General features: G+C 35.2%; 20 protein-coding genes and 2 tRNA genes. 8 read left to right on the forward strand and 14 right to left on the reverse strand.

Annotated elements, in window-relative coordinates; all coding sequences use genetic code 11:
* Nucleotides 1-183: 183 nt before the first annotated feature.
* Nucleotides 184-1,962 (reverse strand): arginine--tRNA ligase, encoded by a 1,779-nt coding sequence (gene argS, locus M4I44_RS01150; protein WP_089077506.1) that lies wholly within the window; start codon nucleotides 1,960-1,962, stop codon nucleotides 184-186.
* Nucleotides 1,963-2,274: 312 nt separating this feature from the next.
* Between argS and M4I44_RS01155 the strand changes: the two genes are divergently transcribed.
* Nucleotides 2,275-4,689 carry an outer membrane beta-barrel family protein gene (locus tag M4I44_RS01155; RefSeq protein WP_089077507.1) on the forward strand — a complete coding sequence of 805 codons (2,415 nt, stop codon included), beginning with the start codon at nucleotides 2,275-2,277 and terminating at the stop codon, nucleotides 4,687-4,689.
* A 388-nt stretch (nucleotides 4,690-5,077) separates the two neighbouring features.
* On the forward strand, nucleotides 5,078-7,492 hold the full coding sequence (locus M4I44_RS01160; protein WP_249966288.1) for a TonB-dependent receptor domain-containing protein: 2,415 nt from the start codon (nucleotides 5,078-5,080) through the stop codon (nucleotides 7,490-7,492).
* A gap of 120 nt (nucleotides 7,493-7,612) precedes the next feature.
* Here M4I44_RS01160 and M4I44_RS01165 read toward each other — a convergent pair whose 3' ends face one another.
* From M4I44_RS01165 to M4I44_RS01175, 3 genes are all read right to left on the reverse strand, one after another.
* Nucleotides 7,613-7,825 carry a SymE family type I addiction module toxin gene (locus M4I44_RS01165; protein ID WP_017494894.1) on the reverse strand — a complete coding sequence of 71 codons (213 nt, stop codon included), beginning with the start codon at nucleotides 7,823-7,825 and terminating at the stop codon, nucleotides 7,613-7,615.
* Between the two features lie 296 nt (nucleotides 7,826-8,121).
* Nucleotides 8,122-8,793 (reverse strand): copper homeostasis protein CutC, encoded by a 672-nt coding sequence (locus tag M4I44_RS01170; protein WP_249966289.1) that lies wholly within the window; start codon nucleotides 8,791-8,793, stop codon nucleotides 8,122-8,124.
* A 194-nt stretch (nucleotides 8,794-8,987) separates the two neighbouring features.
* Nucleotides 8,988-9,995 (reverse strand): 3-oxoacyl-ACP synthase III family protein, encoded by a 1,008-nt coding sequence (locus M4I44_RS01175; protein ID WP_017494896.1) that lies wholly within the window; start codon nucleotides 9,993-9,995, stop codon nucleotides 8,988-8,990.
* A 264-nt stretch (nucleotides 9,996-10,259) separates the two neighbouring features.
* Between M4I44_RS01175 and M4I44_RS01180 the strand changes: the two genes are divergently transcribed.
* Nucleotides 10,260-12,671 carry a prolyl oligopeptidase family serine peptidase gene (locus tag M4I44_RS01180; protein WP_249966290.1) on the forward strand — a complete coding sequence of 804 codons (2,412 nt, stop codon included), beginning with the start codon at nucleotides 10,260-10,262 and terminating at the stop codon, nucleotides 12,669-12,671.
* A gap of 99 nt (nucleotides 12,672-12,770) precedes the next feature.
* On the opposite strand, the gene M4I44_RS01185 is transcribed toward M4I44_RS01180, so the two are convergent.
* From M4I44_RS01185 to M4I44_RS01195, 3 genes are all read right to left on the reverse strand, one after another.
* Complete coding sequence (locus M4I44_RS01185) at nucleotides 12,771-13,721, reverse strand: ABC transporter ATP-binding protein (protein ID WP_017494898.1); 951 nt, start codon at nucleotides 13,719-13,721, stop codon at nucleotides 12,771-12,773.
* A 105-nt stretch (nucleotides 13,722-13,826) separates the two neighbouring features.
* Nucleotides 13,827-14,522, reverse strand: a complete 696-nt coding sequence (locus M4I44_RS01190) for an OmpA family protein (RefSeq protein ID WP_017494899.1) — start codon at nucleotides 14,520-14,522, stop codon at nucleotides 13,827-13,829.
* A gap of 18 nt (nucleotides 14,523-14,540) precedes the next feature.
* Nucleotides 14,541-15,044: a lipocalin family protein gene (locus M4I44_RS01195; RefSeq protein ID WP_026109809.1), complete on the reverse strand. Its 504-nt coding sequence runs from the start codon at nucleotides 15,042-15,044 to the stop codon at nucleotides 14,541-14,543.
* A gap of 204 nt (nucleotides 15,045-15,248) precedes the next feature.
* On the opposite strand from M4I44_RS01195, the gene htpG reads away from it, so the two are divergent.
* The 3 genes from htpG to M4I44_RS01210 all read left to right on the forward strand — a co-directional run bounded on the left by htpG (nucleotide 15,249) and on the right by M4I44_RS01210 (nucleotide 18,996).
* Complete coding sequence (gene htpG, locus M4I44_RS01200; RefSeq protein WP_017494901.1) at nucleotides 15,249-17,132, forward strand: molecular chaperone HtpG; 1,884 nt, start codon at nucleotides 15,249-15,251, stop codon at nucleotides 17,130-17,132.
* A 185-nt stretch (nucleotides 17,133-17,317) separates the two neighbouring features.
* Nucleotides 17,318-18,148 (forward strand): hypothetical protein, encoded by an 831-nt coding sequence (locus tag M4I44_RS01205; RefSeq protein WP_017494902.1) that lies wholly within the window; start codon nucleotides 17,318-17,320, stop codon nucleotides 18,146-18,148.
* A gap of 131 nt (nucleotides 18,149-18,279) precedes the next feature.
* Nucleotides 18,280-18,996, forward strand: coding sequence for a DUF4369 domain-containing protein (locus M4I44_RS01210; protein ID WP_017494903.1), 717 nt, complete (start codon nucleotides 18,280-18,282; stop codon nucleotides 18,994-18,996).
* Between the two features lie 66 nt (nucleotides 18,997-19,062).
* Here the strand turns inward: M4I44_RS01210 and M4I44_RS01215 are convergent, their stop codons facing one another.
* From M4I44_RS01215 to idi, 7 genes are all read right to left on the reverse strand, one after another.
* Complete coding sequence (locus M4I44_RS01215; RefSeq protein ID WP_017494904.1) at nucleotides 19,063-19,521, reverse strand: hypothetical protein; 459 nt, start codon at nucleotides 19,519-19,521, stop codon at nucleotides 19,063-19,065.
* Between the two features lie 326 nt (nucleotides 19,522-19,847).
* Nucleotides 19,848-19,921 (reverse strand) — tRNA-Thr (locus M4I44_RS01220).
* Nucleotides 19,922-20,025: 104 nt separating this feature from the next.
* Nucleotides 20,026-20,099, reverse strand: a tRNA-Thr gene (locus tag M4I44_RS01225).
* A gap of 76 nt (nucleotides 20,100-20,175) precedes the next feature.
* On the reverse strand, nucleotides 20,176-20,442 hold the full coding sequence (locus M4I44_RS01230; protein ID WP_017494905.1) for a hypothetical protein: 267 nt from the start codon (nucleotides 20,440-20,442) through the stop codon (nucleotides 20,176-20,178).
* Between the two features lie 143 nt (nucleotides 20,443-20,585).
* Nucleotides 20,586-21,044: a peroxiredoxin gene (locus tag M4I44_RS01235; RefSeq protein ID WP_202702467.1), complete on the reverse strand. Its 459-nt coding sequence runs from the start codon at nucleotides 21,042-21,044 to the stop codon at nucleotides 20,586-20,588.
* Entirely contained in the window at nucleotides 21,045-21,458 is a 414-nt protein-coding gene (locus tag M4I44_RS01240; RefSeq protein WP_017494907.1) for a 6-carboxytetrahydropterin synthase, read from the reverse strand.
* A 22-nt stretch (nucleotides 21,459-21,480) separates the two neighbouring features.
* Nucleotides 21,481-22,008, reverse strand: coding sequence for an isopentenyl-diphosphate Delta-isomerase (gene idi, locus M4I44_RS01245; RefSeq protein WP_017494908.1), 528 nt, complete (start codon nucleotides 22,006-22,008; stop codon nucleotides 21,481-21,483).
* Nucleotides 22,009-22,300: 292 nt separating this feature from the next.
* On the opposite strand from idi, the gene msrB reads away from it, so the two are divergent.
* Nucleotides 22,301-22,855 (forward strand): peptide-methionine (R)-S-oxide reductase MsrB, encoded by a 555-nt coding sequence (msrB, locus tag M4I44_RS01250; RefSeq protein ID WP_017494909.1) that lies wholly within the window; start codon nucleotides 22,301-22,303, stop codon nucleotides 22,853-22,855.
* Between the two features lie 8 nt (nucleotides 22,856-22,863).
* Nucleotides 22,864-23,481, forward strand: a complete 618-nt coding sequence (gene msrA / locus M4I44_RS01255) for a peptide-methionine (S)-S-oxide reductase MsrA (RefSeq protein ID WP_249966291.1) — start codon at nucleotides 22,864-22,866, stop codon at nucleotides 23,479-23,481.
* Nucleotides 23,482-23,615 lie beyond the last annotated feature (134 nt).

Here is a 23,615-nt window from a genome sequence, read left to right on the forward strand (position 1 = left end):
TCGTATTAATTACCTTATATTTTCTAATAAAATACAATTCTCTTCGATCGTAACTCTTTAGAAACTTTCCCTTTCTACTCTCGAAAAACAATAGACTTTTAGATTTCGGGTGGACAAAAAAAAAAGAGTCGATAATTACATTCATAATTATCGACCCTTTGTATTTTATCTTTTGTACAGCAATTACATGCGCTCCGGAACTTCGATTCCCAGCAAACTAAAAGCGGCTTTGATAACCTCAGCTACTTTTTGCGAAAGCTGCACTCTGAATACTTTTTTAGTTAAATCTACTTCTCCTAATATGTGTACCGACTGATAAAAAGAATTATATTCTTTTACCAAATCGTAAGTATAATTAGCAATCAGAGCCGGACTATGATTGTGTGCCGCATTTTGAATTACTTCCGGGAAAAGCTCAATTTGTTTTACCAGCTCTTTTTCTTTTTCGTGTAATTCTTCCGTATTTGTCTTTACAGAAAATTCAAAATCAGCTTTACGGATTATCGATTGGATTCTCGCATAAGTGTACTGAATAAACGGTCCTGTATTTCCGGCAAAATCAACAGATTCTTCAGGATTAAACAAAATACGTTTTTTTGGATCTACTTTTAAGATATAATATTTCAATGCCCCAAGACCAATGGTTTGGTACAATTTGGCTTTTTCTTCGGTTGAATAACTGTCCAATTTTCCTAAATCTTCAGAAATCTGTTTCGCTGTATCGGTCATATCCTGCATCAAATCATCGGCATCTACAACGGTTCCTTCACGACTTTTCATTTTTCCTGAAGGCAAGTCAACCATACCATATGATAAATGATACAAGCTTGAAGCCCAGTCAAAACCTAGTTTTTTCAGAATAAGAAACAGTACTTTAAAATGGTAATCCTGTTCGTTACCTACTGTATATACCATTCCGCCCACATCCGGCATGTCTTTTACACGCTGAATTGCTGTTCCGATATCCTGTGTCATATATACAGCAGTTCCATCTGAACGCAAAACAATTTTACGATCTAAACCTTCATCGGTAAGATCAATCCAAACGGAACCGTCAGGATCTTTTTCAAAAACCCCTTTGTCCAAACCTACCTGAACCACATCTTTTCCTAATAAATAGGTATTGCTCTCGTAATAGTATTTATCAAAATTAACACCCAGATTTTTATAAGTGATAGCAAAACCATCGTAAACCCATTGGTTCATCATTTTCCAAAGCGAAATTACCGCTTCGTCTCCTGACTCCCATTTTTTAAGCATCTCTTGTGCTTCAATAATAATTGGAGACTGTTTTTTTGCTTCTTCCTCTGTTTTTCCGGCTTCCATTAGCTGAGAGATCTCTGCCTTGTAAGCTTTATCAAACTCAACATAGTACTTCCCTACTAATTTATCTCCTTTTAAATTTGAACTTTCAGGAGTTTCACCATTTCCAAACTTCTGCCAGGCCAGCATCGATTTGCAAATATGAATTCCACGATCGTTGATAATCTGTGTTTTGTATACTTTTTTCCCTGATGCTTTGATAATTTCGGCTACCGAATACCCTAACAAGTTGTTACGTACGTGACCTAAGTGTAAAGGTTTATTGGTGTTTGGCGAAGAATATTCGACCATGATTGCTTTATCTTCCGGATTTGGTGTTACATATCCGAACTTGGTATTGTCTTTTATTTCATTGAAGAAATTCAAATAATAACTGTCTGCAATGACAATATTCAAAAATCCCGAAACCACATTAAAGCGCGCTACTTCAGAAACGTTCTCTACCAGATAATTTCCAATTTTATTTCCCAGTTCGACAGGATTGCTTTTAATCACTTTCAATAAAGGAAAAATCACCATTGTGATATCGCCTTCAAATTCCTTTCGGGTGGTTTGAAATTCGATTTTCTCAACAGTAACATCAAATAATGCTTGTATTGCTTTTTGTATAGAAGGTGTAAGAATTTGTGATAATGACATGTAAACTTATTTTAAAGTGTGCAAATATACTGCTTATTCATCAATTACAGAAAATCAAAAACATATTAAATCGAATAAAACAGTTCCAATTTCTTAAAAAACCTCTCCTTTCAAGTGTTAAAATTATGCAAAAACCAAAATGCTAACCTGTTATAAAACAGACGTTCTCACCAAAGAAATATTTTTTTTTACTTTTTTCTGTAACATATCCTTAGCAAACGAGTCTTAATAGAGACTTCAAAATAGTTTGGAGACAAAAAACAAAAACAAGAAACAATCATCATCAATCCATCAAAAAATCATTATTACATTATGAAACTAAAATTCTTTCTGTTCGTATTACTGGGTGTAATAACAACAGCAAATGCACAGAATTCAGGAAGTGTTTCCGGAAAAATTACTGAAAAATCAAACAGTGCTCCTATTTCTTACGCGACCATCTCGGTTAAAGAGAACGGAAAAGTAGTCGCAGGAGTTAATTCTGATGATCACGGAGATTTCTCTATCAAAAACCTGGCTTTAAAAAGTTATACTATCGAAATTCAATATATTGGATTCCGAAAATATGTAGGCTCTTTACTTTTAAGTGATAACAAAAAAACAGCGACCATTAATGTATCGCTTGAAGAAGAAGCTACTCAGCTTAAAGGAGTGAACATTGTAAGTGAGCGTTCGACAATCGAGCAAAAAATTGACCGAAAAGTAATTACTGTCGGAAAAGATTTGACTACTGCCGGTGCTTCTGCCTCTGACATCATGAACAACATTCCATCTGTAAACGTAGATCAGGACGGAAAACTTTCGCTTCGCGGAAATGATAACGTTCGTGTATTGATCGACGGAAGACCTTCAAACATTGATCCTGCTCAGTTGTTGAAACAAATTCCATCAACGTCAATCAAAAAAATTGAGTTGATTACCAACCCAAGTGCCAAGTACAATCCGGAAGGAATGTCTGGTATCATCAACATCATCTTACACAAAAACACCAATACCGGTTTCAACGGAAGTTACAGTGGGGGAATTACTTTTGGAGAAGTAGCGAAGTACAATCAGTCTTTAGATTTGAACTACAAGACAGGAAAAGTAAATTTCTTTGGAAACGTGGGACAAAATTTTGGAACTTATTACAATGATGGTTTCATCAACAGATACGATCAGGACATTCGTCAGAAAATTGATGTTGTGAACGAAAATGATTCTTACTTGTATAAAATCGGGATGGATTATTTTATCAATGATCACAATACGATCTCTTTTTATACCAACCAGAATAAATCAAACGGTAAGTTTTTTGTAGACACCAATATTGATTACAGCAATGTATCCAGTTCAGATATTAACAATATGCTACAGAAATCAAAATATACTGGTCCGGATAACGTAGGAACTTATAATTTAGCTTACAAACACATCTTTAAAAAAGAAGGTCATACCTTAGATATTGAAGGAAACTATAGTGACAATAAAGAAACCCAAAATGCTGGTTTTGATACGCAAATAAGAAAGAAAGACAATACTTTAAACAATCAGTCTTATAACGATTATATTGCCGGTACTCGTAAACTAAGTACTTTAAACATTGATTACGTAAATCCATTAAACGACAAAACGACTCTTGAAGCAGGTGCCGAAGCCAGAATTACAAAAACTGATAACGATTATATCACTGGAAATCCGTTAGCAGCACTTCCAGTTTCTAATTATACTTATGATACTGATATTTATTCTGCTTATGTGACATTCGGACAGAAGTTCAAAAAATTCAGTTATCAATTAGGAGCTCGTTTCGAAAGTTATAAAGTGGTTGCGAATTTAAATCATGGTCTTGACAAATTCAATGACGATTACATCACGTTATACCCATCGGCATATTTGACTTACAATCTGAATGAGAAAAACACGTTACAGTTTAGCTATAGCCGTCGTGTAGACCGTCCGAGTTTAGAACAAACAAAACCTATTCGTGAGTTTTCTACTCCTTTAATTACAGCATTAGGAAATCCTGAATTAAGACCTCAGTTTACGAATTCTGTTGAAGTAAATTATACTAAAACTTTCGAAAAAGGAAGCTTTACTACAGGTGTTTTTGTGAGAAGCATCAACGACCAAATCAGCAGAGTTTTACTTCCGGACGATACAGATCCAAGTGGTAACAAACAAATCCTGACCTATGCTAACTTTGACCGTAATACTTCTTATGGTTTCGAAGCTTCGTTCACTTATAAAATTGCAAAATGGTGGGACATTTCACCATCTATTGACTTTTCAAGCATTAACCAACAAGGTATTGTGTTTGTATACGATCCTGTAACTCAAAAAAGTAGTCCTCTGGAAAGAAAAATTACTGTTGGTGCTTTCAACGGACGTATGAATTCTAACTTCAAAGTAAACAAACGTTTAAGCTTTTTATTATTCGGATTTTACAGAGGTGAAGTTGAAGGCCTTCAAAATAACAGCCATGCCATGTATAAAATGGATATGGGATCCCGTTATACTTTGTTAAACAATAAAATGAACATCAGTTTACGTTTTAACGATGTGTTCAATACAATGAAATACGCTTTTGATTCTCAGTATCCTTATTCACATTCAGGGCAATTTACATGGGAGAGCCAAACGGTTTACCTAGGGTTAACTTACAACTTTGGAGGTGCTAAAATCAAAAACCTGCAACGTAAACAAAGAGAAGACAATACCAATAAAGGTGGAGGCGGATTGTTCTAATCCAACTTTTGCTAATCGATTTTAATAGTTTTTTAAAAAGCCCGGAGTTTGCCAACTTCGGGCTTTTTTTTATGAATATTTGGCAACTTTAGTTAAAATTGAATCGCTGTTTTTGTTCCTGCCATACTTACCATAATAATAAGACACGCATTCTGTGTTACCTCCTAATTCTATTGAAGGAAATGAAAATCCATCCAAAATTCAACTCTACAAATTGTTAAAATTATCAAAAATTCAAAAACTAATTTACTCTAAAACAGCACATCACAAAAAAGACATTTCTGATTTTAATTTTTACTGTAACATCGGATTGGAAAGACGGTCTCTAGTGATACATTTTGAAGTATTTCAAAATGAAACAATCATCAATCAAATCAATCACATGTTCATGAAATTAAAATTACTCTTACTAGTCTTACTGACTACAATGACAACTCTTCAGGCACAAACTTCCGGAACTGTTTCCGGAAAAGTTACCGAAAAATCAAACCATGCCCCTATTTCTTATGCTATGGTTTCACTTAAAGACAATGGAAAAATTGTCTCAGGAGTTAACACTGATGATAATGGAGATTTTACCATTAAAAATCTGGCTTTAAAAAATTACACGATCGAAATTCAATATATCGGATTTAAGAAATACACGGGATCTGTTGTTTTAAGTGAAAATCAAAAAGAGACTAGTATTAAAATTGCTCTTGAAGAAGAAGCAACACAACTTAAAGGGGTTAATGTTATTAGCGAACGCTCAACCATTGAACAAAAACTGGATCGAAAAGTAATCACAGTCGGTAAAGACCTGACTACTGCCGGAGCTACAGCTTCTGAGATTATGAATAATATTCCATCTGTCAATGTAGATCAAAACGGAAAGATTTCGCTTCGCGGAAATGATAATGTCCGAGTATTGATTGACGGAAGACCCAGTAATATTGACCCTGCTCAATTGCTAAAACAAATCCCGTCAACTTCTATCAAAAAAATTGAGCTCATTACCAATCCAATTGCCAAATACAATCCGGAAGGAATGTCGGGAATCATCAACATCGTTTTAATTAAAAATACCAATATAGGTTTTAACGGAAGTTACAGCGGAGGAATCACTTTTGGGGAAGCTACCAAACACAATCAATCCCTGAATTTGAATTATAAAAACGGAAAAGTAAATTTTTATGGAAATGCCGGTCAAAATTTAGGAACCTATTTTTTCGACAGTTCTCTTCAAAGATTCGATCAGGATCTTTATCAAAAAATAGACTTTAAATCGATTGCCGACTCTCATCTTTATAAAATCGGAATGGATTATTTCATTGACGCGCAGAATACTATTTCTTTCTACACGAATCAAAGCAAATACAATCAGGACGTATTTGTTGACGCTAATATCAACTACAACAATAATCCTGAAATCAGCAATATCTTGCAAAATTCCAGATACTTCGGCCCTCAAAAAATGGAAACTTACAATCTGGCTTATAAACATCTCTTTAAAAAAGAAGGTCACACTTTAGATATTGAAGGAAACTTCAGCAAATACAATGCCTCGCAACAAGCCCATTTTGACACCCAAAACAGCGCTCCTGACAACACTGTCAAAAATGTAAATTATACAGATTTAAACAAAAGTCATCGTAAACTAAATACAGTCAACCTGGACTATGTTAATCCGCTGGACGAAAAAACAACTCTCGAACTGGGTGCCGAGGCCAGAATCACAAAATCAGAAAATGATTATGCCAGAATAAACCCTGTTAACCCAACCGAGGATCAGCTGCTCTATTACACTTACGATACAGATATCTACTCGGCTTATGTAACATTCGGTCAGAAATTTAAAAAATTCAGTTATCAATTAGGCGCGCGTTTTGAAAGCTACAAAGCAGCTGCCAGTTTTAATCATGGTCAGGATAAGTTTAATGACGATTATATCACATTATATCCATCTGCTCATTTTACTTATAATCTAAATGAAAAAAATACCCTGCAATTGAGCTACAGCCGTCGCGTAGATCGCCCGAGTTTAGAACAAACAAGACCTATTCGTGAATTTTCGACACCAATGGTAACGACATTGGGGAATCCTGAATTAAGACCTCAGTTCACGAATTCTGTAGAGATAAATTACACGAAGACCTTAGAAAAAGGGAGTTTAAATTTGGGAATTTATGCCAGAGGTATCAACGATCAGATCAGCAGAGTCATAGATACGTATTATAATGAGGCAGTGGGCAATAAACTAATCGTATCTTATACCAATTTTGATCATAATACGGCTTATGGATTTGAAGCTTCTTTTAATTATAAAATCACAAAATGGTGGGATATCTCGCCATCGATTGACTACTCAAGTATCAATCAGCGAGGAATTGTTTTTTCATTAAACCCAATCACAAACACAGGAACGCCAATCGATCGAAAAATTACAGTTTCTGCTTTAACCAGTAGAATAAGCTCTAATTTTAAAGTCAACAAACGCATGAGCTTTTTACTATTTGGTCTTTACAATGGGCCAAGTGACGGTCTTCAGGGCAACAGCCACCAAATGTACAAAATGGACATAGGCACGCGTTATACTTTATTGAACGATAAAATGAATATAAGCCTTCGTTTTAATGATGTTTTCGATACGATGAAATATTCTTTTGACACACAATATCCTTACCCGCACTCAGGGCTCAGCACTTGGGAAAGTCAAACGGTTTATTTAGGCCTGACCTACAATTTTGGAGGAGCAAAAATCAACGGTATGAACCGTAAAAATAGAGAAGAGAACAATATTGGCAGTAGTGGTGGAGTTCTTTAATACCGCATTCATCACTAAAGTTTAATTATTTATTTAAAAATAAAAAGTCCGGAATTTTTAAACTCCGGACTTTTTTTGTTGAATTCTATTTTCTATTAACTTAATTGATCCCTTTCGATTTTACTGTTCGATCGGTCGAATAATCAGCAGATTAGGCATACAAGTCACAATTACTCTTTCTCCAAATTCGAAGCCAAGTTTCTGCATCCAGTTTCCGCAGAGTTTGATCTCAGGAACTTTTTTCTGACTGTATTCATTAAATCTCATTTTGGGTTGAATTTTCAGACTACGCACATCCGGGCGTCTGATTGTTTGTCTCTTGTTGGTTCGCATAACATTGAGTTTTTTAAAAAGAGGCCTGACGATGCTGCGAACCAACAAGAGAACTTGTATAGCACGGGACTTGCACCCGCTCTCCACCAGGCTTTATCTTTGATTTTTAAAATTGATAAATTAATCATGAAATTTCTCTTATATTGATTCGCGTTTCAAATATAAGATATTTCTTTCAAAAAAAACACTATTTAAAAAATCATTTTAATCTATCTAATCTGTGGCTTTAAAAAACATAACATTTGTCCGAACGTAACCCTGCCTTTAAAACCCGACCTTTATTTTATAGCTTCCGTTTACAGGAAGTTTTTCAATTCTTTTATTTCTTCAGGATTTGCCGTTTCTGTCTGATCTGTAATCGCAGACGAATGATAAAAAGTAGGCTGCAATTTTTCCTGAAGTAATTTAATGTTTGAAGAGCGCAAACCTCCTCCGGGCATAATTTCAATTCGGTCATTCGCTAATTTCTGAATCACTTCTAAATCAAAAATTCCTTCTTCAACATTCTTTCCACGTCCTGAAGTCAGTATCGTTTGAAAACCACATGCAATCACCTCTTCCAATCCTTGTTCTATCGAATTTACAACATCAAAAGCACGATGAAAAGTACACGAAAGCGGACTAGCCAATTGCACCAGTTCCAGATTCTGTTCTTTGTTTATACTGCCATCCTGATTTAAAATCCCGAAAACAAAACCATCAACTCCCAGTTCTTTCAATTGTTTAATGTCTTGTTTCATCTCCAGAAACTCTTCTTCCGTATAAACAAAATCACCACCACGAGGCCGGATAATAACGTGCATTTTGATGGTTAGTTTTTCCCGAACTCTTTCTGCTGTTATCAGATTTGGCGTTGTCCCGCCAAGTCGCATATCATCGCATAATTCGATTCTGTCTGCTCCATTGTCTTGCGCAATTATCGCCGATTCGTAATTGAAACAGGCTATCTCCAGTTGATTTTTTTTCATTTGATTGATTTAAAGAATTGCACCAGCTTAATGATGCCAAACAAAAATATAAATTAAAAACTGAACGATCAAAGCAAATCAAAGGTTAGAGCAACCATAAAGGCTTCGACTCCGCTCAGCCGGACAATACAAGGCACAAAAAAACCTGCTCTAAAAAGGAGCAGGCTATGAAATATAATGCAAGATGAATTAATTTACCACTTAATGATCGCACTTGCCCAGGTAAAACCACTACCAAAAGCAGCCAAAACAACTGTATCTCCTGATTTGATTTTTCCTTGTTCCCAAGCTTCAGTCAAAGCAATCGGAATAGAGGCTGCAGTAGTGTTTCCGTACTTCTGAATATTATTGTGTACCTGATCGTCACTCAATTTGAACTTATTTTGAATGAATTGTGAAATTCTTAAATTCGCCTGATGAGGAATCAACATATCAATATCTGAAACCTGTAAACCATTTGCTTCTAATCCTTCATTGATTACTTCAGCAAAACGAACCACTGCATTTTTAAATACAAACTGTCCATTCATGTACGGATAATAACTCTCATCGTTAGGGTCATTATCTGCTATAATATCGGTTACCCAGCGTGCTCCCATTCCTGGTGCCTGTAAAGCTAATTCTTCGGCATGTTGTCCTTCAGAATGCAAATGCGTTGATAAGATTCCTTTGGTCAAATCTTCTTCACGGCTTACAACTGCCGCTCCTGCTCCATCTCCAAAAATTACCGAAACTCCACGGCCACGAGTAGTCATATCCAATCCTGTCGAATGTACTTCTGAACCAATTACCAGAATATTTTTATACATTCCGGTTTTAATGTACTGATCGGCAACCGACAATGCATAAACAAAACCAGAACATTGATTTCTAACATCCAGTGCTCCTACGGTACGTAATCCTAAATCACGCTGTACCAAAACTCCAGGTCCTGGAAAATAATAATCCGGACTTAAGGTAGCAAAAACTACAAAATCAATATCTTCTTTGGCGACGCCAGAACGTTCTATAGCAATTTTAGCTGCTTTTACACCCATTGTAGTTGTGGTATCTTCTCCACGAATAATATGTCTACGCTCCTGAATTCCAGTTCTCTCCTGAATCCATTCGTCATTGGTATCAATTATCTTAGACAAATCATCGTTGGTCACAACATTTGAAGGGACATAATATCCTAAGCCCGCTATTTTTGAATGATACATATTGTTTTATTATTTGTTAAAAAATTGTAATGCAAATTTAAGTATACTTTAAAACATTAACGTCCAAATTAGTGTTTTTTTCGTAATTGGCAATTCAATATACTTTAATTATAAATAGGATTCTGACAGTTTATATTCTGAAAAAACATTTTTTGCCTGAAAAATGTGAAAAGTATCAAAAATAACACCTAAAATGTAACAAGTTTGAAGTATTTTAGTCAAACATATAGGAATACCAAACTCTAAACTCCTAAAATTCAAATTATGAAATTAAAGGTTACATTACTGTTATTTCTTAACATTGGCTTTTTTGCCTTTGCACAGGAAAATCTCACTTACCAAAAACCATCAAAATCTATCTTAGATTTAGCCGATTACGAAAAAGCTCCTACAGTATCAATGGATACAAAAAAGGAGAATATGCTATTAATGTACAGAAGTACATATAAAACACTCGATGATCTAAACCAGGACGAACTTCGCTTAGGAGGTTTAAGAATTAATCCGGTAACAAATATTTCCAGCTCTGTAACTTATACAACGAATTTAAAGCTAAGAAAAATTAGCGGTAAAGAAGAGGTTCAGGTTTCAGGATTACCTCAAAATCCAAAAATAAGTAACATCCTTTGGTCTCCGAATGATAAAAAAATATTATTCTCTCACACCACAAGTTCTGGTGTCGAACTTTGGTTTCTGGATGTTGAAACTGCAAAAGCAACAAAACTTACCGAGGCAACTGTTAATGCCAATTTAGGAAATCCGTTTAGCTGGTTCTTAGACAATGAGACTATTTTGGTAAAAATGCTTCCAAAAAACAGAAAACCATTATTGGATCCTAAAAATGATTTACCAACTGGTCCAATTATCTCTAATACAGCAGGAACAAAATCTCAAAACAGAACGTATCCTGATATGTTGAAAAATCAAAGTGACGAAATTAATTTTGAAAACATCACCACTTCTGAACTGTACAAAGTTAATCTTAACGGAAATGCTACATTGTTTAAAGAAGCTGCAATGTATTACGGAGAAAGAATTTCGCCTGACGGTAATTTTATTATGCTGACCACGATTCAAAAACCATTTTCTTACGTAGTTCCTTTATACCGATTCCCATCCAGAACGATTGTTTATGATGCGAGAGGAAAAGAGATCAAAATAGTTAATGAAGTTCCGTTAAACGAAATAATACCAAAAGGTTTTATGGCTGTTCGAAAAGGAAAAAGAGAAATGGCATGGAGAAATGATAAACCTGCAACCTTATCTTATGTTGTAGCTTTAGATGAAGGTGATCCTGCCAATAAGGTTGATTTTAGAGACGAAGTTTTTCTTTGGAACGCTCCTTTTACAAGTGACGCGACTTCTTTAGTAAAAGTACCGCAGCGTTACGCCGATATTACCTGGGGTAATGATAATGTGGCTTTTCTAACGGACCAATGGTACGACACCCGTAACACCAAAACCTACCTGATCAATCCTGCAAACCCGGCTCAACAGCCAAAAGTAATTACAGACAGAAATCAACAGGATGTTTACTCAGATCCGGGAGTTTTCGAAACCAGAAAGAACGAATACAACAAGTATGTTCTGGCGATTGAAAAAGATAACGCTTACCGTATTGGAGACGGATATACGAAAGAAGGACAATTTCCTTTTATTGATGAATTCAATCTAAAAACATTACAATCTAAACGTATTTATACTTCTCCATACAAAGACAAAAAAGAAGATTTACTTGAAATTGAAGATTTTAAATCGGGGAAAGTTTTGGTACAAATTCAGTCTAAGAGTGAATATCCAAATTATTACTTTAGAAATATCAAAAAACAAAACAGCTTAACACCAATTACTTCTTTCAAAAATCCGTTTGAAAGCATTAAAAATGTGAGTAAGGAAGTTATCAAATACAAGCGTAAAGATGGTCTTGAACTTTCAGGAACTTTATATTTACCAGCCGGTTACGACAAAGCAAAAAAAGAAAAGTTACCTTTATTAATCTGGGCTTATCCAGCTGAATACAAAGACAGAAACAGTGCCGGACAATCGACTCAAAATTCAAATGAATTCACAACTCCTTATTACGGATCGTTTGTGTATTGGGTAACTAAAGGATATGTTGTTCTTGATGATGCCGCTTTCCCTATCATTGGTGAAGGAACGACTGAGCCTAATGATAATTTTATGCCACAATTGGTAGCCAATGCAGAAGCTGCAATTGATGCGGTTGATGCTTTGGGATATATTAACCGTAAAAAAGTAGCAATTGGAGGTCACTCGTATGGTGCTTTTATGACGGCCAACTTACTGACTCACTCCAACCTTTTTGCTTGTGGAATCGCCCGAAGCGGTGCTTATAACAGAACGCTGACTCCTTTTGGATTCCAGACAGAACAACGTAATTACTGGGAGGTTCCGGAAGTGTATACTAAAATGTCCCCTTTTATGAATGCCGACAAAATGAAAACACCTCTTTTGTTAGTTCATGGTGAGGCCGACAATAATCCGGGAACTTTTACTTTACAAACAGAGCGTTACTACCAGGCTTTGAAAGGCTTAGGAGCGACTGCAAGAATGGTTATCCTGCCGAAAGAAGCACATAGTTATGTTGCCAAAGAAAACATTTTACACTTGCTTTGGGAACAAGATCAGTTTTTAGAAAAATATCTGAAAAACTAAATCACTACAAAAAGCAAACCGGACAGATTTTAAAAACCTGTCCGGTTTAATAATAAAAAAAAAGCCATAAACTTAATCGATTAGTTTATGGCTTTTATTTTATAGATAGTTCAAACCTAAAAATATTTCCTGTTCAAGCGGAAGGTCAATTTCACTTTCAAAAAAGATTAATTGCCTTTTATAAACCGTTTCGATAAGATAGTGATTCCCTCTAAAATAAGTTCTTCTGATTTTTACCGGCAAATTAGACTCGGTAACCATTTTAAACTGATGTGGATACACCAAAGTTTTATGCATTTGATCTTCATACGGAACCAACAAATGTGTAGGAACTTCGTTGACCTCTCCAAAAAGTGAGGCTACATATTTCGTTTCAGGATCTTCATAAATTTTTGTTGGATTGTCCTTAATAATAACTTCTCCGTTACGCATCACAATGGCTTCATCGGCAAATGACAAAGCATCTGTACTATCGTGTGTAGCAATAATACAGGTAATTCCTTTTTGTTTCAAATAGCGAAATAAATTTCGGCGTAATGCATTTTTTCTAAAAGCATCGATCTGACTAAAAGGCTCATCCAATAAAATCACTTCAGGTTCTAATGCCAAAACCCGCACCAGCGCCACTCTCTGCTGCTGACCACCACTCAAAAATTTAGCTTTCACGTTTGAAAACTGTTCCATTTCTACCATCTCCAATAATTCCTGAACACGCAGTTTTTTCATGTTTGCAAAACCATTCGAAAGAAACTTCCCAACATTCTCCGCAACTGTTTCATAAGGAGACAAATCAAAATCCTGAGCCAGATATTTCATAAATGGCATTCCCGGAATCAAATTGTACTTTGGTCCTAAAATAGGCTTCTCATTATAAAAAATCTTGCCTTCATCCAGGTTGTACAAGCCGTACATAAGTTTTAAAAGTGTACTTTTCCCGCAGCCGCTTTCACCAATGATGGCAATATTCTCACCTTTATTTATGGTAAAAGAAACGTTTTTTATAACAGGGTTTTCGGTGTACGAAAAAGAGATATTTTGAATGTCGAGCATGGGTTATATTTGAAAGTCCAAATTTACAATGTTTAATTTCTAAAGTCAAAAAAAAGCTGCTTCAATTATGAAACAGCTTTTAAGAAATTTTATTGTAGTTTGAAATTATTTTCCAGCCTGAGCTTTAGCATCATTTACCATTTTGTCGTTTGCAGTGATAGAAAACTCTACACGACGGTTTTGTGCTCTTCCTTCCGGTGTGTCGTTTGTCGCAATTGGATCAACAATACCTAAACCTGAAGTTTTAAAACGGCTTGATTTTAATCCTTTTGAAACTAAATAAGCCTGTACCGAAGCAGCTCTTTGTCCTGAAAGTGTCAAATTGTATTCTGGTCTTCCTGTATTATCAGTATATCCAAAAATTTGAATATCAGTATCTCCATACTCGTTAAATACTGGTACCAATTTATCTAAATTTGCTTTAGCCTGAGGTGTCAAAGTAGATTTATTAGTATCAAAACGCACTGCATTTTCATTTAAAGTTAAGTGAATTCCTTCTCCTACTCTTTCTACGTTTGCACCTGGTAAAGCCTGATCAATTTCACGGGCTTGTTTGTCCATTTTGTTTCCAATAAGAGCACCGGTTCCTCCACCTACAGCAGCTCCAATTGCAGCTCCCAAAGCAGCATTTCCGCCTTTTCCTAGGTTATTACCTAAAACAGCACCTATGATACCACCCGCAACTACTCCAATTCCGGCACCTTTTTGTGTGTTATTTGCATTTTTTACTGAATCGCAGCTTGTAAAAAAACTTGCTAATACTAGCAAACAACTCAAACTTAAAACGGTTATCTTTCTCATCTTTCTATATTTTTATTTTTAATTGGCTCTTTGAAATTGGTACACTACATCTTTTGTTTGTCCACCTACGTTAATGTTATCGATCAACTGAAATGAATTATCAGTCAAACCTGCAACTTTTAATAGGTATCCATCTCTTACCTTTTTAGCTTTTATCCCAGCATCCAAAATTTTAAGAACAAACATTCCCTGATTATTAACACTCCAAACAATTGGTGAATTAAATCCGGTGCAGCTTGCTGCTGTCAAAGCCATTGACCCTTTGTTGTTATTTGAAATGAAATTCCACGTACTTCCGATGAAGCATTTAGAATCTGCAAGATCAAAAGAATTTACCTTGATATATTCAGAACCGGGATAAGAAACATTGGTTAAAACCCAATTTCCTTTAATAGCTACCTGAGTAGGTCTGTCAAGTTTAGTCGATAGTGTGGGTGCTCCATTTGAAGCTGTTGTAGACGAAGCTGATTTACACGCAAAAAACATCGCGGCCATCATGCAAATGAAAATAATTTTCTTCATTTTGTACATTTTTTTTAGAGTTAATACTGACACGTTTAACAATTATTATACCACAAAGATACAATTCATAGGGATATCTCGGGTTTCAGAATCTAATTATTTTCTTTCAAAATTAACACTTACGCCATTTTGTCACCCAAAAAACAATTGGTATTCTATTTGAAGAAATGAAAATCATCACATTAAACTAAAAAATAAAAAAATATGACAACAGGTAAAATTAATGTTTCGGTTGAAAACATCTTTCCCTTAATCAAAAAATTCTTATACAGCGATCACGAAATTTTCTTACGTGAGCTTGTTTCCAACGGAACTGACGCTACTTTAAAACTAAAACATCTTATTAGTATTGGCGAAGCTAAAGTAGAATACGGAAATCCGGTTATCGAAATCAAAGTAGACAAAGAAGGAAAAAAAATCCACATTATCGATCAGGGTCTTGGAATGACTGCTGACGAAGTGGAAAAATACATCAATCAGGTTGCTTTTTCAGGAGCGGAAGAATTCCTTGACAAATACAAAGATTCTGCTAAAGATTCAGGAATTATTGGTCACTTTGGTCTTGGTTTTTATTCTGCCTTTATGGTTGCAGAAAAAGTAGAAATCATTACAAAATCATACAAAGACGAACCTGCAGCACACTGGACATGTGACGGAAGCCCTGAATTTACTTTAGAACCAGCTGATAAAACTTCACGTGGTACTGAAATCATCCTGCACATTGCTGAAGATTCTCTTGAATTTTTAGAAGATTCAAAAATCAGTGGATTATTGAATAAGTACAACAAGTTTATGCCTGTGCCAATTAAATTTGGAACCAGAACAGAAACACTTCCAAAACCGGAAGATGCTCCTGAAGATTATGTAAATGAAACTGTTGAAATCGACAACATCATCAACAATCCAAATCCGGCATGGACGAAACAACCAACTGAATTATCTGACGAAGACTACAAAAACTTCTACAGAGAATTATACCCAATGCAGTTTGAGGAGCCGTTGTTCAACATTCACTTAAATGTAGACTATCCTTTTAACTTAACCGGAATCTTGTATTTCCCTAAGTTAGGTTCGGACATGCAGATTCAAAAAGACAAAATTCAATTGTACCAAAACCAGGTTTACGTTACAGATAACGTAGAAGGAATTGTACCTGAATTTTTAACGATGTTAAAAGGTGTTATTGACTCTCCGGATATTCCATTGAACGTTTCCCGCTCAGGATTACAAGCTGATGGTGCGGTCAAAAAGATCTCAAACTATATCACTCGTAAAGTAGCCGATAAACTAAAAGCTTTGTTCAATGAAAATCGTGCTGATTTTGAACAAAAATGGAACGACATTAAAATCGTTTTAGAATACGGAATGCTTTCTGAAGATAAATTCTACGAAAAAGCCGGTGCGTTTGTGTTGTACCCAACAGTTGACGATACCTACTTTACGCTGGAAGAATTAAAAGAAAAATTAAAAGAAAATCAAACCGACAAAGACGGAAAACTGATCGTTCTTTATGCCGGAAACAAAGATGCACAGCATTCTTATATTGAAACAGCAAAAGAAAAAGGATATGAAGTATTACTTTTGGACTCCCCTATTATCTCACATTTAATTCAAAAAATTGAAGGCGACAATAGCGGTTTAACTTTTGTGCGTGTAGACTCTGATCACATTGATAATCTAATCAAGAAAGAAGAAAATACTATTTCTAAATTATCAGATGAAGAAAAAGAAACATTAAAAACATCTTTAGAAACTTACATCCCTAAAGCATACTCTGTACAATTGGAAGCAATGGACAGTCAGGCGGCTCCGTTTATCATCACGCAACCTGAATTCATGCGAAGAATGAAAGAAATGAGTCAGTCAGGTGGTGGCGGAATGTTCGGAATGGGTAATATGCCGGAAATGTACAATTTGATTGTAAACACCAATTCGGACTTAGCGTCAAGCATCCTGAACACAGAAGACAAAACACATCAGGAACATTTGGTTAAACAAGCTTTAGACTTAGCTAAATTGTCACAAAACTTATTAAAAGGAGAAGCTTTAACCGCTTTCGTAAAAAGAAGTTTTGAAATGATCAAATAATTTTTTTGGCAATACAAGTTTTCAATATTACAATTAAGCCCTGCAAATTTACTTGCAGGGCTTTTTACTTTTAGAAAAACAGCCCTCAATCAAGCCCCTTTGAATCCAATTGATTTTTTTATTGCATTTCATTTTTTTTGTTACATTTGATTGCCTTTTAATCTAATCAAAAAACAAAAACTACTATGAAAAAGACAGTATTTTTACTACTAACCATTTGCGCAACAACACTAACACAAGTTTCCTGTTCGAGCAATGATGACACAAAAAACCAATCTGAATCTGACGTCACTTCAGTTGGAGCTTCTCTTACCATCGATGCCATAAATGATATGGACATCAAAACCGGGTTAATTGTTACAACAAAAAACACCTCCTCAGCAAAATCAGACGAGACAACACCAGGAATCTGTGGTGCAATTACAATTACACAACAAAGCCCAACCTCTTATCCTAAAGTTTTCACAGTTGATTACGGAACCGGATGTACCGACAATCTGATCAACAGAAAAGGAAAATTAAAAATCACGCTTTCCGGACCAATAATTACTACCGGAAGCAAAATAACCATCGAAAGAATCGATTATTCTTTTAATGGCATAAAATTGGAAGGAACAATAGAATACACCAACACAACAACTGTGGCAACTGTACCACAATGGAGCCGAAAAGTGACCAACGGAAAGTTCACTGATTTAGAAGGCAGAGTTTATCTTAACTCCGGAAGCTGGACTGTAAAACAAACTGCAGGTGTCGACACTCCTTATGTTCTGGAAGACAATACATATGAAATGACTGAAGGAAACCACACCATTACCAGTTCAAACGGAGCTGTATTGACCTTAACCGTTCAGGAATCATTGATTAAAAAATATTCATGTGATTTTATTTCCAAAGGAAAACTGAAAGTTCAGAGTAATTTACTAAACGGAGTAGTTGATTATGGCAACAATGATTGCGACAAAAAATTTACGTTCACAAACCAAAACGGGACTACCTTTAATCTCTCCATGTAATACTCTTTAATTCCCAAAAATATCAAATCCCAATTTAGAAATAAATTGGGATTTATTTTTTCGCAAAATTTAAATGCCACTACGTACATTCAAACTATTTTCTTTATTTTGCAGCAAAATCTAAAAAACCAATGAAAAAATCAATTATTGCTTTTGTTACTCTTGCCCTATTGGCATCATGCAGCAAAAAAGAATCAACTGACGGTTTGCACCTTACAGGAAATATAAAAGGATTAAAAAACGGAACTTTATATATTCAGAAAATCGTTGACACATCACTTGTTGCTATTGACAGCATTAAAATAGACGGAAATTCTGCATTTGAAACAAATATAAAACTAGAATCTCCTGAAATGTTATATTTATTCCTGGATCGCGGAGTAACCAACTCACTGGACAACAATGTTATGTTTTTCGCAGAACCCGGAAACATCAACATCGACACGAACCTGGATAACTTTATTTATGGTGCAAAAATTACAGGATCTAAAAATCAGGAATTATACGATGAGTATAAAAAGATAAATTCTCGTTTCAATGAAGAAAGCCTTGCTATGGTAGAATCAAGATTTAAGGCTGTAAAAAGAAAAGATCAGAAAGCCATTGACAGTATTAACATCAAACAGGAATCTAACATCAAAAGAAAGTATTTATACGCTACTAACTTTGCTCTAAACAATAAAGATCACGAAATAGCACCTTATATTGCTTTAGCTGAGATTTACGATATCAACGTTAAATTTTTAGACACGATTCAGAAATCAATGACGCCAAAAGTAGCCAATTCACTATACGGTAAGAAACTAACAAAATACGTTGCCGACATCAAGAAAGAGCAACAAAAATAGAATCCAACAAAAATGTCCTGAATAATCAGGACATTTTTTTTATATAAAATTTCATCTTTTTACCTCCTATCTTCCAAGCAGAGCACCCAAAATTCCAAATACAAATATAAGTCCGTATAAAGCAAGAATAGCCAGCATGAAAATGCCTATGAATTTATAATGTGATTTAAGATACCCCAGAGAACTGGTCAACAACTCTGAATCGTTCTCTCTAAAAGCTCTTTTTGTATTTACAGCAAACTTGTACAGATAATAAACCGGAAAGAAATAGATCGCCGCAATAAAAACATAAAAGAACCCCATTAACGCTCCAAAAGAGCCTCCAAGACCTCCCATTCCCGCCATGCTATTTCCCATAGCCGAAAAGATAGTTCCTGCAAAAACGGCAATTAAAACCATCAATCCAATTCCTACGAATCCTAAAATAGACAGGAAATAAGCCCATTTGGCGGTTTCCTTTAAAAAGTCTTTAGCAGTTTGGTCAAGCTGTAACTCAAATTTTTCAAAAACTGATGTTTCTTCCATTATTAATATGTTTTTTAGTTAAGTAACAAACATAAGAAAAATAGTATTACAAACACCTCCATCACAAATAGGTCAGATACAAAAAAAAGACAACTTCAATTACATTTCATTTGACCCCAAGCTTGTTTCACGCAGATTTCGCAGATCACGCAGATTTTCTACAGATACCTCCATTAATACATCCGCGCGCTTTGCGTAAAGCCTTGTGCTCTTCGCGGTTAAAAAACACACACAGATATAGAGATTCTATTTCACGAAAACATATATCCGGACAGATTTCACTTTGGAGCAAAAAAAAACCACTCACAAAATGTGAATGGTTTTTGAGCCGATAGAGGGACTCGAACCCACGACCTGCTGATTACAAATCAGCTGCTCTAGCCAGCTGAGCTACATCGGCCTTTTAACGCGTGCAAAACTACAATAGTTTTTTATATTTTCCAAAATAATTTTACAACTTTTTTTGGTAAAAAAACCACCCACAAAGTAGGTGGTTTTATGTTGAGCCGATAGAGGGACTCGAACCCACGACCTGCTGATTACAAATCAGCTGCTCTAGCCAGCTGAGCTACATCGGCCTCAATACGGGTGCAAATATAGAGCGGTTTTTCGTTTTCCCAAAATAAATTTGCACTTTTTTTATACTTTTTTTGCTTACAATTCGTTGATTTTAGCAATCAATTGATTAGCAGTTTCTTCCAACTCAACATTGATTTGTTTGAAGTGCGCTTTTTTGTTTTCAACATTCTTAGCGTTTACTTTTGTGATCAAAGTATCAAATGCAGCGATAGCCTGATCAACCAAAGCATTCGTTTCAGGGGTAGGATTTCCTGTTGTTGACATTTCAAATAAGTAAATTGCCTCAATAATATCTCCTAATACGAAATTGATATCTTTCTTTAAGTTTTTAACGTTTGCCATTTTTATTTTAATTTAAATTTGCGACTGCAAAAGTACATATAATCTTTTTATTACGCGCTATGAAATGTAAATTTCTAAAATTGAAGCATTTCCATTTAAAAGAAATGCATTTATCTCAGTTCGAAACTAATACCTTTTCTACTCTACAATACCAGCTCTTTAATCGTTTCCATAGCTTTCTGAATGTGTTTTGCCGCATTCATACTATCAAAAATCAGAATGACTACTCCATTCTTATCGATAATATAAGTAACTCTTCCCGGCAAAAGACCAAATAGTGTATTACGCACCCCAAAAAGATGTCGCAATTTTTTATCCTGATCAGACAATAGTATAAAAGGCAATTGATGTTTATTGGCAAATTTATGATGCGATTTTACAGTATCACTACTTATACCAATAACTTCAGCGCCCAAGTCCTTGAAATCTTCGTATTGATCTCTAAAGCTACAAGCTTCTGTCGTACATCCCGGTGTATTGTCTTTTGGGTAAAAATAAATCACGAGCGGCTTTCGTCCCAAAACACTTTGGCTTTCGAAAACTTCTCCATGATTATCTTTAGCAGTAAAATTCGGAACTATATCTCCTATTTTTAATGACATTTATTCTTCTCCTTTATAAGTTACAAAATTACGGTCGGTTTCATTCAAAACAATTTCTAAATCAAAATCGGGTTGAATTCTCTTTTTAATTTTATTCCATATCACAACAGCAATATGCTCCGCTGTTGGATTCAAATCCTGAAATTCCGGAACATCCAGATTCAGGTTTTTGTGATCGAACGGAATCTCTACTTCTTCACGTATGATATCCGCTAATACTTTCACATCCAGAACAAAACCGGTTTCGGGGTCAATTTTTCCTGTAACACTTACTGTTAAACCATAATTATGACCATGAAAATTGGGGTTATTGCATTTTCCAAAAACGGCATCGTTTTTTTCAAATGTCCAATCTTTCCTGTACAATCGATGTGCAGCATTAAAATGTGCTTTTCTTGATATGGTTACTTTCATTTTGGTTGGTGGTTGGTTTAGTTTAAAGTTTGTGGTCTTCTAAATAATGATAAAATTCATCAAATATTATTTTAAACCATACGGTATAAATTTCGGGCTGTTGTTGAATATCTTCTTTTATATCTTCTATTTTCATCCATTTCCAATCCTCCACTTCGTCTGTATTGATAGCCGGATCATCATTAAAATACCCAATCATAACGTGATCGAGCTCATGTTCTGTCAAGCCATTATCAAAAGGAGCTTTATAAATAAAATGAAAGAGTTCCTTTAAGTCTGTCTTAAACCCCATTTCCTCAAAAAGTCTCCTGCTTCCGGCCTGGACATTTGTCTCTCCTTCACGCTGATGACTGCAGCATGTATTTGTCCAGAGTAAAGGTGAGTGATATTTTTGATGAGCACGTTGCTGTAACATTATTTCATTCTTATCATTTAAGACAAAAACCGAAAAAGCACGATGCAACATCGCTTTTTCATGTGCTTCCAATTTTGGCATTAAGCCAATTTGTTCATCCTGTTGGTTTACTAGTATTACGTTTTCTTCTGTCATAGGGCTTATTGATCAAACAAAAATACGAAAAAAGAAATGGCTTGAAAATCCTGAAAGAGATTGTGAAAAGTTTAACGAGCTTACAATCACACAAAAAACTAGCTATCAATAAAATACAAACCAATTAATCTTCAAAACTCTTTAAATACAAGCCTTAAAACTGAATTCCTTTGTTTTACGTAAATAATAAAAGTTAAAACATACTTAAAAAAATCTGAATTGTAAACTACGCGACATTTCTAGGCGAAATCTAGCCGTATCTTTGAAATACAGAATTAAAGCACTCCTAACAATGAAAACAAAAACTCAATTTCTCAGCCTTTGCTTTTTAATTCCGCTCTTTATTCTACAAGCATGCGGACAAAATGCAAAAAAACAAAATACAACAACGACGGCCATGGAAAACAAAATCAGCAAGCCCGGAAATCCTTATTATTCCAATACCGATACAACTAAACTCAATGTTAGTAATGCCGAATGGAAAAAAGTACTCCCTGAAGATGTATATGCTGTAATGCGTGAAGCGGATACTGAAAGGCCTTTCACCGGAAAATACTGGAAAACAGATGAAAAAGGAACTTATTATTGCGCTTCATGTGGCAATAAACTTTTTCGCTCGGGAGCTAAATTTGCCAGCAGCTGCGGATGGCCCAGTTTCTTCGAACAAGACAACAAGAAAAGCGTTGTTTACAAAAATGACAACTCCCTCGGCATGGAAAGAATTGAAGCACTATGCGGACGTTGCGGCGGACACTTAGGTCATTTATTTGATGACGGACCTCCACCAACCGGAAAACGCTACTGTATGAATTCGATTGCACTTGACTTTATTCCCGATACTAAATAAAACTAAAAATGAAGAACTTATTCTTAATTAGCCTATTTGCATTGTCCTTAAATGGATTTGCACAAAACAGCAAAACAAAAAGCTCCTCAAATCTGGAAACAATCACACTTGGCGGAGGCTGTTATTGGTGCGTTGAAGCCGTTTACGAAAATCTGGCAGGGGTAAAATCTGTAGTCTCCGGTTTTTCAGGAGGAAAAGTAGCTAATCCAACCTATGAAGAGGTTTGTACAGGAACAACGGGTCATGCCGAAGTAGTCCAGATTACTTACGATAAAAACATAACGGATATCAATGAAATTTTCAAAGTTTTCTTTACCGTTCATGACCCAACAACCTTAAACAGACAAGGAGCTGATGTTGGTACTCAGTATCGTTCTGTTATTTTTTATAAAAATGACGAACAAAAAAAGGCCGCAGAAAGTATTATTGCCGAACTGAACAAAGCAAAAGTCTACAGCAATCCGATTGTAACAAAAATAGAGCCTTTTAGAGCTTTTTACAAAGCCGAAGATTATCACCAAAATTATTATGCCAACAACAAAAACCAACCGTATTGTAAAATGGTGATCCAGCCTAAAATTGAAAAATTTGAAAAAGTTTTTAAAGACAAACTAAAAAAGAAATAGTACTTGTTTATAAAGGTTAACACAAGTTGCCGTTCACTATCGTGGACGGTTTTTTTATTATCTTTTCTCCTCAAAACACATCTTTAAGAACTCTTTTAAAACTACAAACTAATTTTACCGTAATTTGTATTCTC

The sequence above is a fragment of the Flavobacterium sp. B183 genome (assembly GCF_023539155.1).
GTDB classification, from domain to species: Bacteria; Bacteroidota; Bacteroidia; order Flavobacteriales; family Flavobacteriaceae; genus Flavobacterium; species Flavobacterium tructae.

Excerpts from the sequence above, each read along its gene's own strand:
- M4I44_RS01155 (WP_089077507.1), top strand. The coding sequence starts at position 2,275 with ATGAAACTAAAATTCTTTCTGTTCGTATTACTGGGTGTAATAACAACA.
- M4I44_RS01205 (WP_017494902.1), top strand. The coding sequence starts at position 17,318 with ATGAAAAAGACAGTATTTTTACTACTAACCATTTGCGCAACAACACTA.
- M4I44_RS01165 (WP_017494894.1), bottom strand. The coding sequence starts at position 7,825 with ATGCGAACCAACAAGAGACAAACAATCAGACGCCCGGATGTGCGTAGT.
- idi (WP_017494908.1), bottom strand. The coding sequence starts at position 22,008 with ATGACAGAAGAAAACGTAATACTAGTAAACCAACAGGATGAACAAATT.
- M4I44_RS01235 (WP_202702467.1), bottom strand. The coding sequence starts at position 21,044 with ATGTCATTAAAAATAGGAGATATAGTTCCGAATTTTACTGCTAAAGAT.
- M4I44_RS01175 (WP_017494896.1), bottom strand. The coding sequence starts at position 9,995 with ATGTATCATTCAAAAATAGCGGGCTTAGGATATTATGTCCCTTCAAAT.
- M4I44_RS01230 (WP_017494905.1), bottom strand. The coding sequence starts at position 20,442 with ATGGCAAACGTTAAAAACTTAAAGAAAGATATCAATTTCGTATTAGGA.
- msrB (WP_017494909.1), top strand. The coding sequence starts at position 22,301 with ATGAAAACAAAAACTCAATTTCTCAGCCTTTGCTTTTTAATTCCGCTC.
- msrA (WP_249966291.1), top strand. The coding sequence starts at position 22,864 with ATGAAGAACTTATTCTTAATTAGCCTATTTGCATTGTCCTTAAATGGA.
- M4I44_RS01240 (WP_017494907.1), bottom strand. The coding sequence starts at position 21,458 with ATGAAAGTAACCATATCAAGAAAAGCACATTTTAATGCTGCACATCGA.
- M4I44_RS01195 (WP_026109809.1), bottom strand. The coding sequence starts at position 15,044 with ATGAAGAAAATTATTTTCATTTGCATGATGGCCGCGATGTTTTTTGCG.
- M4I44_RS01160 (WP_249966288.1), top strand. The coding sequence starts at position 5,078 with ATGAAATTAAAATTACTCTTACTAGTCTTACTGACTACAATGACAACT.
- M4I44_RS01170 (WP_249966289.1), bottom strand. The coding sequence starts at position 8,793 with ATGAAAAAAAATCAACTGGAGATAGCCTGTTTCAATTACGAATCGGCG.
- htpG (WP_017494901.1), top strand. The coding sequence starts at position 15,249 with ATGACAACAGGTAAAATTAATGTTTCGGTTGAAAACATCTTTCCCTTA.
- M4I44_RS01185 (WP_017494898.1), bottom strand. The coding sequence starts at position 13,721 with ATGCTCGACATTCAAAATATCTCTTTTTCGTACACCGAAAACCCTGTT.
- M4I44_RS01210 (WP_017494903.1), top strand. The coding sequence starts at position 18,280 with ATGAAAAAATCAATTATTGCTTTTGTTACTCTTGCCCTATTGGCATCA.
- M4I44_RS01190 (WP_017494899.1), bottom strand. The coding sequence starts at position 14,522 with ATGAGAAAGATAACCGTTTTAAGTTTGAGTTGTTTGCTAGTATTAGCA.
- M4I44_RS01180 (WP_249966290.1), top strand. The coding sequence starts at position 10,260 with ATGAAATTAAAGGTTACATTACTGTTATTTCTTAACATTGGCTTTTTT.
- M4I44_RS01215 (WP_017494904.1), bottom strand. The coding sequence starts at position 19,521 with ATGGAAGAAACATCAGTTTTTGAAAAATTTGAGTTACAGCTTGACCAA.
- argS (WP_089077506.1), bottom strand. The coding sequence starts at position 1,962 with ATGTCATTATCACAAATTCTTACACCTTCTATACAAAAAGCAATACAA.